This is a genomic window from Yeosuana aromativorans, from assembly GCF_014646655.1.
Lineage (GTDB): Bacteria > Bacteroidota > Bacteroidia > Flavobacteriales > Flavobacteriaceae > Yeosuana > Yeosuana aromativorans.
The window spans coordinates 1-11,151 of record NZ_BMNR01000014.1 but is presented as its reverse complement, the minus strand read 5'-3'; the positions used below and the strand labels follow the sequence as shown (position 1 = coordinate 11,151).

Annotated in this window: 13 protein-coding genes; 1 reads left to right on the top strand and 12 read right to left on the bottom strand. The window is 34.8% G+C overall.

Annotated elements, in window-relative coordinates:
• Positions 1-222: 222 nt before the first annotated feature.
• From IEW94_RS16620 to IEW94_RS16610, 3 genes are all read right to left on the bottom strand, one after another.
• Positions 223-750, bottom strand: coding sequence for a hypothetical protein (locus IEW94_RS16620; protein ID WP_188655190.1), 528 nt, complete (start codon positions 748-750; stop codon positions 223-225).
• Positions 751-913: 163 nt separating this feature from the next.
• Positions 914-1,186, bottom strand: coding sequence for a hypothetical protein (locus IEW94_RS16615; RefSeq protein ID WP_188655188.1), 273 nt, complete (start codon positions 1,184-1,186; stop codon positions 914-916).
• A 69-nt stretch (positions 1,187-1,255) separates the two neighbouring features.
• On the bottom strand, positions 1,256-2,743 hold the full coding sequence (locus IEW94_RS16610) for a serine hydrolase domain-containing protein (RefSeq protein WP_188655186.1): 1,488 nt from the start codon (positions 2,741-2,743) through the stop codon (positions 1,256-1,258).
• 218 nt (positions 2,744-2,961) lie between these two features.
• Here IEW94_RS16610 and IEW94_RS16605 point away from each other — a divergent pair, with 218 nt between their 5' ends.
• Entirely contained in the window at positions 2,962-4,539 is a 1,578-nt protein-coding gene (locus IEW94_RS16605; protein ID WP_229669564.1) for an IS1182 family transposase, read from the top strand.
• Positions 4,540-4,626: 87 nt separating this feature from the next.
• Here IEW94_RS16605 and IEW94_RS16600 read toward each other — a convergent pair whose 3' ends face one another.
• From IEW94_RS16600 to IEW94_RS16560, 9 genes are all read right to left on the bottom strand, one after another.
• On the bottom strand, positions 4,627-5,319 hold the full coding sequence (locus IEW94_RS16600) for a hypothetical protein (protein WP_188655184.1): 693 nt from the start codon (positions 5,317-5,319) through the stop codon (positions 4,627-4,629).
• Positions 5,320-5,477: 158 nt separating this feature from the next.
• Positions 5,478-5,792: a hypothetical protein gene (locus IEW94_RS16595; protein ID WP_188655182.1), complete on the bottom strand. Its 315-nt coding sequence runs from the start codon at positions 5,790-5,792 to the stop codon at positions 5,478-5,480.
• Between the two features lie 265 nt (positions 5,793-6,057).
• The gene (locus IEW94_RS16590; protein WP_188655180.1) at positions 6,058-6,519 is read right to left on the bottom strand and encodes a hypothetical protein; all 462 of its coding nucleotides are present in this window, start codon (positions 6,517-6,519) and stop codon (positions 6,058-6,060) included.
• Positions 6,520-6,676: 157 nt separating this feature from the next.
• Entirely contained in the window at positions 6,677-7,660 is a 984-nt protein-coding gene (locus IEW94_RS16585) for a thioredoxin family protein (protein ID WP_188655178.1), read from the bottom strand.
• A 144-nt stretch (positions 7,661-7,804) separates the two neighbouring features.
• Complete coding sequence (locus IEW94_RS16580; RefSeq protein ID WP_188655176.1) at positions 7,805-8,260, bottom strand: VOC family protein; 456 nt, start codon at positions 8,258-8,260, stop codon at positions 7,805-7,807.
• Between the two features lie 169 nt (positions 8,261-8,429).
• On the bottom strand, positions 8,430-9,176 hold the full coding sequence (locus tag IEW94_RS16575; RefSeq protein ID WP_188655192.1) for a DUF6090 family protein: 747 nt from the start codon (positions 9,174-9,176) through the stop codon (positions 8,430-8,432).
• 166 nt (positions 9,177-9,342) lie between these two features.
• Positions 9,343-9,807: a hypothetical protein gene (locus IEW94_RS16570; protein ID WP_188655174.1), complete on the bottom strand. Its 465-nt coding sequence runs from the start codon at positions 9,805-9,807 to the stop codon at positions 9,343-9,345.
• A 161-nt stretch (positions 9,808-9,968) separates the two neighbouring features.
• Entirely contained in the window at positions 9,969-10,487 is a 519-nt protein-coding gene (locus IEW94_RS16565) for a hypothetical protein (RefSeq protein ID WP_188655172.1), read from the bottom strand.
• Between the two features lie 157 nt (positions 10,488-10,644).
• Positions 10,645-10,989: a hypothetical protein gene (locus IEW94_RS16560; protein ID WP_229669563.1), complete on the bottom strand. Its 345-nt coding sequence runs from the start codon at positions 10,987-10,989 to the stop codon at positions 10,645-10,647.
• Positions 10,990-11,151: the final 162 nt, after the last annotated feature.

Sequence of the window (11,151 nt, the reverse complement as noted above, 5' to 3'; positions counted from 1 at the left end):
ACAGATATTGTCGCAATTTTAATTCCAATCTTTCCAGCACTTTCTTTTGTCATTTACGATACTTTTATCAGCTTACACACAACGGTTTGGCTATGATTCCGTTGCGAGTAAAATCCGCAGGATTTTCCGAGTAGGAATCATAGGTTGTTAAATGTAAGAATTTTTCAATTAACTAAAAACTAGCAATGGATTATAGCCGGTGTTAGCAAACGTATTTTATTCTTAAAAACTATATTCTACAACAACGATTCTTTTATGAAAATAGTTATTAAAGTCAGGTTCAAGACTTAAAGTTCCACTAACGAAAAGCTCGTTGCTTAACATTCCTGCACTCTCTCTCATATCCCAATATCGCTTTATTAGAGTGTCGGAATCTTTTATTTTATATAAGGCTCTCATATAATTACCAATTGCATTTGGTCTTAATCCAGTTACGGAATCTTTTATATAAATATCATCCCATAAACCGCTCTGATGAAATTCCGAGTTAGTTTTGTCGGACTGGAATTTAAATTTTTCCCAATCGGTTGTTGAATCGGCAATTATGTCGGTCAGATATTTTTTGTAAGCCTTGTCCGTTGATAAGTCAGGGTAGAGCGTATCTAAATTCTTTTCGAAATCGGATACAAGTAGATTCAATGCTTTGGTCTGTCTTTCTCCCAATATTTTTTCAAATTCCTTAATTCGGCTGTCGGTTTGAGAATAATTGAAAGTTAAAATCAGAATAAAGATTAAATAGATTTTCCGCATTCGTTTATATGTTTGCTAACGATTAAGTATAAGAGCTGTTGCGGATTTCAGGGCAATTACCGGTCCGCCACCCCAAAAGTTTATTAAATGTACAGGCCTTGATTTTACCACTTCACCCGCTATTGCTCTTATACAATGTTGTGACACGTTCTTTGTGAACTGATTAGTTGCAAAAACTCCTGATTTTGTTTGATTCTTTAACGCCTTCAAGGCCTGCATATTCAAAATTATCACTAAAGTAATAATAGACCGTACCATTTGGTAATAAGAATACTCTGATTCCACCATAACCACTCATATAAGGAATCAATTCGGATTCTGACACTAAACAATTTCCGAAAGATTGAATCTCAGATAGATCCAGCAGCCAAAACCCTTTGGAATATTTCAGGGCATTCCAGCTAGTACTCAAAACGCTGGAGGTGGAGGCATTCATTACATCTGATAACATCTTTGTATCAAGTATTTGTTCTCCGTTAATAATACCACCGCTAAGCAAAAAATGTCAGATTTTGACGATATCATCAGGTAAAAAAACCAATCCATATCCAGAAAATGGCTGGGCTACTGAGTCATATGTCCTTGCAATTTCCCAGCTGCCAGGGCTGGTTCCAATCGGTTTCAAAATATCTTCAACAACCAAATCACGAAAATAATCGGCTTTTGGACTGTTTCTAATAGATCTTAAATAAGCATTCATGGCTGTTCCGAGCAAATAGGTATCTGAAGTATGATAGGCAAACTGTTCTCCGGGAGTACTTTTCCTTGGAAATCGATTTATGGAAAATGAAAGTTTTGATTGATGATCTAAATCCAAAAAGAAGTTAAGGCCCTCCCATTCTGTTTCTAAATAGATGTCTTCATCATTCGTGTCACGGGATTCCAAATAATTACCGGTAGCCATATCCAAAGCATTTACAAACGTAACATCAGCCCAGTTCCCGCTTTCAACGCTTTCAGGAACGACCGAAGCAATTGTTGTTGATGAACTGCCCGAATACAATTTCTCCATACGCATCAATCCTATCCCTGCGGCTATGCTTTTTGCAGTGGAGTAGGAAGGAATACTCAGTGATTCAGGAAATGGGTAGGTCCCATAACGTGTTTCGGGTGTACTCAGGTAATGTACACCATCAATCAAGAAGCCATAGATTGTCATATCCTGAGAATTCACCTCTGTGGGAGAACTAAATTGAATAGGGTCCGCTCCAGGATAATCCTTTTCTAATTCGGAAATCGGTTTTACTGGTATGCGTCCCTTCACTTCACGAATGTATTTCTCGATGTACTGCTCTTTTTCGGGAATGGGATAGGGTGTGTAATCAGCTTTGACAGTACCCCAAATATTGACTTTGCGGTAAGGGCATGTTTCACTTGCTGTCTGGAACACAAGTGAGGAAGTAGAGCCATCGTTTTTAAATAAGAATGACATGGCACCGTTATAAATACAATTTTGATTTTTTTCCTTCAGGGCAAATGGAATTGATACTCTACTGTAACCATTATCTCCATTTTCGTCCCAAACCCGACCGGGCTCAACAATGAACTCATAATACGTGCCTTCGTTCATTTGAAAGCCCCTCTTTAGTGGAATGATGTAAGAACCTTGTTGAATAAATTCAAAGTCAAATAACAGAATATCGGCCCATTCGTCCTGCGAAATTGCACTGGTGCTATCCTCGATTATAAATTTATTTGTCCCTCTGCGGCCCAAATCACCAAATCGTAATCTGCCTTCAAAGGTATTAGTCGGGAAGGCGGCTTGTTCTGGAACAGCATAATGCTGAAAGTCAACGATGGTATCAGTCTTGGCAGTATTTAGAAACTCATAGGTGAAGGTGCTGCGATAAACCACTCCGCTGCCATTTAATGATGGAATTTCAGAATCGAGGCCCTTACCTGTTTTGTTATTTATGGAACATCCAAAAACACTAATAGCAAGAATCAGCTTCAAACAAATCCGGATCGAATATTTTTCTATACCTATATCCATGATGTTGTCAATGTTTCACAACGGTTTGGCTAAGATTCCGTTGCGAGTAAAATCTGCAGGATTTTCCGAGTAGGAATCATATATTGATAAATGTAAGAATTATTCTTTAATTAGCTAACAAAGCAATGGATTATAGCCATTGTGCTTGTTGCACAACTCTGTTGATAAAGTTAATGGAATAATGTGTTTTGGGGCAATAAAATTTATAATTTGTTGGTATGCAAGGAAAAAAGACCTATCAGGAGAAGCTTTTCAATTCATTTCAATTGAGCGAGCGCATACCCGCCAACAATTTTTACAGACGCTTAAAAGCAGCCTTGGATTTGAACTTTCTCTATGATCTTACCCAGGATTATTATGGCCGTAGCGGACAAAAAAGTATAGATCCAGTGGTGTTTTTTAAATTTTGTTTAGTGGGTTATTTAGAGAACATTGACAGCCATCGACAGTTAGTAGAACATTGTGGGATGCGCATGGACATTTTGTATTTTTTAGGTTATGACATCGATGAGGAACTGCCTTGGCACAGCACCATAAGCCGAACCCATCAGTTATTCCCAGAAGCTGTTTTTGAGACATGCTTCACAGAAGTTTTTAATTTGTGCGTCCAAGCGGGGATGGTAAGCGGACATACCCAGGCCATAGACAGTGCTCCCGTAAAAGCCAATGCCTCTATGGACACATTGGAACTAAAGGTGCCACAAGAAGAACTATCGGCGCATTTACAAAAGGTACGGCACATCAGTAAACGAGATAAAGACGCCCCGGTACGAAAAGCCAAAAACAATAAGGCCGATGAATCACAGCAAAGCCTTTCAGCCAGCAAAAAAGAACTTCAGGCCATAGATAGCAGAAACAAGAAATGGTCAGACGAGCAAGACCAGCGCCCAGGATCAGGAAACAAAGGCAGCCGTTACACCTCCAACAAGACCCATTACAGCCCAACCGATCCCGATGCCCGCATCAGTGTAAAACCTGGCAAGGCCAGAAAGCTCAATTACCTAAGTCAGCTCACTGTGGATACCGCCCATCATGTGATCACCGATATACATGCCTATCATGCCGATGGCAAGGACAACCAACAACTGCCAGATATTGTAAAACGCGTAAAGACCAGACTGTGGAAAGCAGGTATGGTTTGGGAAAACTGTGTAGCCGATACAGGTTACAGTAGCGGAGAAAACTATGATTTCCTGGAACAGATAGGCCTAAAAAGTTTTATACCACCGCACGGCACCTACAAAGGGGGTCTAGAAGGATTTATCTACAACCAAGAACAAGATCACTACATATGCTTAAGAGGTAAGGTCATACCCTTTACAAAGGAGTTTTTGGACAGTCGTACCCAAACCAGAAAGAAAGAATACCGCGCACGCAAACACGTTTGTGTGGGCTGCGATTTAAAAGCCCAATGTTTGGGCAAAACCGCACAAGAAAAGAAGTTTAGCGTTACCTACTACCGCGACCAATATGAGCGCAACAACCAACGCGTCAACAGTTCGCAGGGACGCTATATGAAAGGCAAGCGCCAAAGCACCGTAGAGCCCGTATTTGGTACACTTACACAATTTATGGGACTAAGAAAGGTAAATACCATAGGATTAAAACAGGCTAACAAGTGTATGCACCTCTCCGCAATGGCTTACAACCTCAAGAAGTATTTAAGATTCACACAAAAACGCATAAAAAGTGGAGCAGGAATGCTCGCTTTTATTCAAACGCTAAAAAACGCGTTTTATAAGTTAAATAACATCGCTTTTAGACCACCAAAAAAGATGACAATCGCAACAATCTAAAAAGTAAAACAGGCTTAAAAGCCCTTATTTGGAGTTGTGTTTTCTGAAATCATGGCCTTGTGCAACGGTTACCGTTGTTGTGGCTAGTTATTGCTCGCTATCTTCTTCGTTTATATCAAATTCTGACGTTGTCGGTAGAATCATTCTTTTGCCTTTCATTTGAGAAAAATCGAAGAATGAAAATCTCGAATCATTTAGCTCATCAATACCATTTTTCTTTTCGTTTGTCAATTTGTTATATGGTAAGCGATACCATTTATTTGACAAATAATTTTTATAAGAATTAATTCCGTCACTTACTTCGCTTAATGCAAGTTTAAGTGATTTTATAGGAAAAGGCTTGTCATAAAACAATATGTCAAAATGAACTTTCGAGATTGAATCCCACATTTTTGATTGCGGAATTTGAACATTATATTTATGTGGTGACACATTAGGAATTCCGTTTTTCAAATATTCAAATGTTATAAAACTTAGAGAATCTATACTTTTTAATTCGTCGTCAAATAGTACTTTTTCTTCATCTACAAAACTTAGAGATGTATTGTACTTTCCACATCCTAAAAAACCTGCTACGCTATCTCGCAAAAACAAATATTCGGATAATGCTTCCTCAACATTTTTTGATTTAGGGTGTTTTTGAATGTAAACAGCGTAATCAAAATAGTCTCTCGACTTTTGAGTTTCCACCCAATCATTTTCTGACTGTTTATTTTCTTCAACACTTTTACATTGAATTGCCAGTATAAAAATCAGAGATAATTTTAATGCTATTCTCATTTTTTGTTTAATTAGCCACAACGTGTTTGGCTATGATTTCGGCGTGGAATCGTCCGCAGGACTATTACGCAGAGAAGTCAGATTGTTAAAAGTAAGAAAAGTTCGTTAGATTAACCATCAAGCCACGCTGAATTATAGCCGGTGTTGTAAGCTGGTTTTTATTCAGATGCAATTTCATTTCGGTCAAAAATAGTTTTTTCCTTTTTCCATTTCTCAAAACCGACTTTTCCGTATTTATTTATTAAGTCCGATGATTTATAAGCTGTTCCATTTACTCGATATCTTATGTAAAGAACTTTATATTCCATTTCAATCGTTCCGTTAATTAATAAGTCATATTCGGCCCCAGCTTGTTTTAATGCATTGTCAGTTGCTTCTTTAACTGCTCTACGTTGGCTTTTAAACCATGCGTTAGAATATCCACTAACTTTAATTCCGTCAGTATTTTGAATGTTCAATTCTTTATTACTCATAACAGAGTATTTCATAATATTTATTGAACAACTTGATAGTGATAAGATCAGAATTAAGTTTAAAATCAATTTTACTTTTTTCATTTCCAATATGTTTTAGAAAGTGATTTCCAACTTGCTTACAACGGTTTGGCTATGATTCCGTTGCGAGTAAAATCCGCAGGATTTTCCGAGTAGGAATCATAGGTTGTTAAATGTAAGAATTTTTCAATTAACTAAAAACTAGCAATGGATTATAGCCGGTGTTAGCAAACGTATTTTATTCTTAAAAACTATATTCTACAACAACGATTCTTTTATGAAAATAGTTATTAAAGTCAGGTTCAAGACTTAAAGTTCCACTAACGAAAAGCTCGTTGCTTAACATTCCTGCACTCTCTCTCATATCCCAATATCGCTTTATTAGAGTGTCGGAATCTTTTATATAAATATCATCCCATAAACCGCTCTGATGAAATTCCGAGTTAGTTTTGTCGGACTGGAATTTAAATTTTTCCCAATCGGTTGTTGAATCGGCAATTATGTCGGTCAGATATTTTTTGTAAGCCTTGTCCGTTGATAAGTCAGGGTAGAGCGTATCTAAATTCTTTTCGAAATCGGATACAAGTAGATTCAATGCTTTGGTCTGTCTTTCTCCCAATATTTTTTCAAATTCCTTAATTCGGCTGTCGGTTTGAGAATAATTGAAAGTTAAAATCAGAATAAAGATTAAATAGATTTTCCGCATTCGTTTATATGTTTGCTAACGTTTATGTGTAAGGATAGTTGCGTGTGCGAGCAACTAACTTACTAAAAATGGAACGAACCAGAGGAAAATCCGCAGGATTTTCCGAGTAGGCAAGAACCAAGCAATTATTTTTACACGGTGTTGGCACACGTATTTTTTATTCAGATGTTCTCAAAAAATCTTTTAATATTTCAATGTCCGTTGTATATCCCTGTTCTTTTTGCTTTTTCCCATTTTGGTCAAGTATTACAAAATATGGTTGGTAGTTAGTATTGAACATATCTTTCTGCAATTTTGCATATTTTGAACCTATTGTTTTTCCAACTTTTCCTGAGCTTTTATCAGTTATCCATTCTTTTTGTGGTAATTCACTGCGGTCATCTACGTAAAGACTAACAAAAACAAAATCATCTTTTAGCTTGCTTACAATTTCAGCATTTCGCAATAGGTTTTGTTCTATTTTTCTTGAGTTGACACAGGCATAACCTGTAAAATATAAAAGTAAAGGTTTATTTAGTTTAATTGATTGATTTAATAGGTCTTGAAATTCTAAATTTCCTTGGTTTTCAAGCAACTTAAGGAATTCTGCTGTATTTTCGCTAACTGATTTTGGTTGGAATTTTGATTTTGTTTCAGCAAATTCTTCCCAAGCTTCTTTGTAAGTTTTATTCGAGTAATCATTTTCTTTTAAATACAAATAAAATTCATCACAATATTTAGACAAGACTTCTATTTTTTGGAGAAGTTTTTTGTCTTCACTCCAATTGTTCAAGTCAATTTTTCGTTTTGAAAGCTCATTAGAAGTTTTAAAAATGTCAATAGCTTCTTTGTATTTAGGGGTCTGTTTAAATTCTAATATTTTGTCAAACAAATTTTGATAGGTTACTTTTCCTTTGTTTTCATTTATTATTGGGATTAGTAAAGTAGCTAAAATAGGTCCGTTAGCAAAGAATTCAACATCAATTTCCTCTAAACCGCAATTGATTAATTTTGAAAAAGTATTATTGAGAATATCTAAATCACTTTTTTCGTTAAAAGTTAAATTTATCTCTTTCGACAAAATTGTTTCACAATCTGTTTGAGAACTTAAAGTTCCTATTGAAAACAGGGAAATTAATATGTAAACAAATGTTTTTTTCATATGTGTGCCAACGGTTGGGCTATGATTCCGTTGCGAAGAAAATCCGTAGGATTTTCGGAGTAGGAATCGAGCCAAGTTAAATATACTGTTTTTTGGTTTAGCATATAGCGAGCAATGGATTATAGCCGTTGTTGTACACAGGCTTTATTTTTTTATACTATTCACTTCAATCCAATATCCATCAGGGTCTTGAAAAAATACTTGTTTAATTCCATCAGGGCGAACATTAATTTTATTAAGGTTCCCAGGGAAATCAGAGTATTTAATTTTCATTTCAGTTAGTCTTTGGACAAATGCATCAAAATCTGTTGTTGATAAAGCAAGATGAACAGCTTTATTGGTCTTAATCACATCTTTTAAATCTGATAATAGATGTAATTCCTTTCCATCACCCAATGAAATCCATCTTACGGTTTTATATTTTGGGTCCAATGGGATTATTTTCAAATTCAAAACATCAGTATAAAATTTAGCTGACACATCTACGTCTTTGACTGATAAAGCCATATGATTAAAGGAAAGCGAGAAATCTTTTTTTTCTTGTCCAATAGCAATATTAGAAAACTGAATTAAAATTATAAGTGCAAATACTTTTTTCATAATTTATTTTGGTTAGTGGTTTTTACAGCTTGTGTACAACGGTTAGTATATGAAAAGTTGGCGATTTCGAAGCTCTAAACTTTCGGTTAAACACAAAGTTTGATGTGAGCCAAAAGCCTCATTTTTACTACTATTTGGCCTATTTTTTATATACATTGTTGTGCTTTCGTTATTTATTCACTTTTAATTCTTGTTTAATTATGTCTTCCATTATTTTTATGTTCTCAAGTACTTGTTTTAATCTGTCACGAGTATTTGTTTCAGTATATGTTTTAATAATAAATGCACTTTCAGCAGACAGAATAGTTTCAATCGGATTGATATGTTTATCTATCGCTTGTTGGATATTGGTTTGATTTTTCAATCGAGGAATAAAAGCACCTAATCCTTTTTCACCATATTTCAAAACTCCAGTTAGATAAATATTCAAATTCCCATTATTTACTGTTGTCCAAGAATCCAATTTGCTTTTATGCGTAATAAGCTTGTTTCGTAAATCTTCAGGAATAATCTTAATGTCCCCTGTAGATTGTAAAGTTTCCATAGTGTTGAAACGAAAGTTAAGATAGGGAGAAACTCTCTCTATTTTATTGAGTGCATCTACTGCCTCATTAACAGTTAGATTTTTTGTTTTAAATAATTGGATGTATGTCTCGTAAGACACAATACTGGAATCCAATTGAATAATGGTTTGTGTCGAATATTTTTTTTGCTCATCTAAATCCTTAAGAATTTGTTTGTAGTAGGTTTGCAAGAGGTTTTGTTCTTTTCGGTTTTCATTCCAATTATTAATTGAGAGCGCAATTAAAATTCCAATTACGACAAGTACAATTTCTCCGATGGCATATTTTAGATAGTTTACAGCTTTTCCTTCTGAAACTAAATTTTGTCTAATTTTTCTAAAGAATTTTATCATTGGTTATTGGTTGGTCATAATGAAGCACAACGTGTTTGGCTATGGTTTCGTTGCGTGAAAATCCGCTAGGATTTTCCGCCGTAAACCGAAGATAGCAAATTTGCGAGGACTTTCCGCGAGGAAAGTCGGAAGCAATGAATTATAGCCGTTGTTATGCACTGGTTTTTTATTTTTCTAAATTCCACCAGAAGTACAAAATGTTCTCCTCGTTTTGGTCTGAAATTGCAAAATCTCCATTCCCTTTTGGAATTCCGTTTATTGCATTTTGTAATTCAGTCAGTTTTTCTTTGCCGAACTGAATTTCAATTCCGTTATCAAGCTCATTAATCAGCCAATGATTTTCCGATTCAGACGTTTTGTAATTCAGAGTCAGATTCGGTTTAGATTTCCATTTAGCAATTCCGTTTTGATTATTCGGCACGTTCAGTTGCGCTTGAGTTGGCAATTCAGTCGTTATTTTCTTTTTAGTCGACCATTCGCAATCAGACATTAAATTCAATAATTCCGAGAGACTTTCACTTGCTTTTAAGTCAGCCGTAAAATTCCAACCTGGATAATTTCGGTTATTGTCTTTATAAGTCCAAACGTAAACTTTTCCGCTTACTTTATGTTTCTCGATTTGCGCTTTCATTCGGTTTTGTCAACTTGTGCATAACGGTTACGTATAAGAATAGTGCGTAGTTTGAGTGCGAGGATTTTCCGAAGGAAAATCAGATGCAAGCAAACAAGCACTAACTTTCGATTTAGAAATAAACTTACGCATTATTTTTATACATTGTTGTACAACGTTTTTTAATTTACAAATCCGAAAATTATTTCATTAACAACTTTTCTGTCAATAATCCATTTTGAGTCAATTGTCCCTTGTTCATGAGGTTGCCAATGTTCATATTCCGCGCATTGTATGTTTTTAGTGTTTTTTAAATAAAATTTACCTGATTTATATAAGTTATCGAGGGATATATTTATTCCGAAACTGTTATCAAATTTTACCGATTCAGTTCCGTTAATAAAATATTCTTGATCGATTTTACTTAATAATATTTTATTTTTTTGATTGAAATAATTATTTCTTAATGTTTTTGAAAAGTCAGTTGAAGTTTCTTTTTCATAGGATTCAAGTTCCTTTACAAAGTTGTTAAAATCAAATACTAATTCGTAATCTTTAATTTTGAAGATTAAATTGCCGTTTTTATAATCGTCATTGCTACAAACATTTCGTTTATCCAAAATTCCATAATCTGCTAATGTTTTTGTGGTTTTACAAGAAACTATAATAAAAAACAGTAAGATATATGTGAAGTTTCTCATTTTTGGTCAAATGTTGTACAACGGTTTGGCTATGATTCCGTTGCGAGTAAAATCCGCAGGATTTTCCGAGTAGGAATCATAGGTTGTTAAATGTAAGAATTATTCGTTTAAATAACCAACAAAGCAATGGATTATAGCCGGTGTTGTAAAACGTTTTTTAATTCCATTCTACATTCAGCTTTTCCAATTCCGAATTTAATTCAGCGAGTGAGTTTGGATCAATTATTTGAGTATTGATAGTCAGTTCCTTTTTGTCAGTTTTGAGAATATAATCTCCAGCGAATTTTTTAATCCGTTTTATTTCATTCAGCGAAATTTTCTTTCCAAACAGATTATTTTCTTTAATAATTCCGTTTTGAATGGTTAAATATTGATTAAAATAGTCAAATGAATAAACAGCTATGTACATTAAAGAAATTCCTAACCAAGTATATGATGTCCATTTTCCAAAATCATTAAAAAACAAGTTCACTACTCCGAATATTAACCAAAAAATTGTCATAATCAGATAGAATTTTAATCTTTTCTTTTTGTATCGTATTTTCATTTTTCAAATGTTTTACAACGTGTTTGGCTATGGTTTCGTTGCGGAAAAATCCGCAGGATTATTCCGCCGTAAACCGAAGATAGTAAAATAGGGCGGAATTTTCGGCAGAAAATTCCG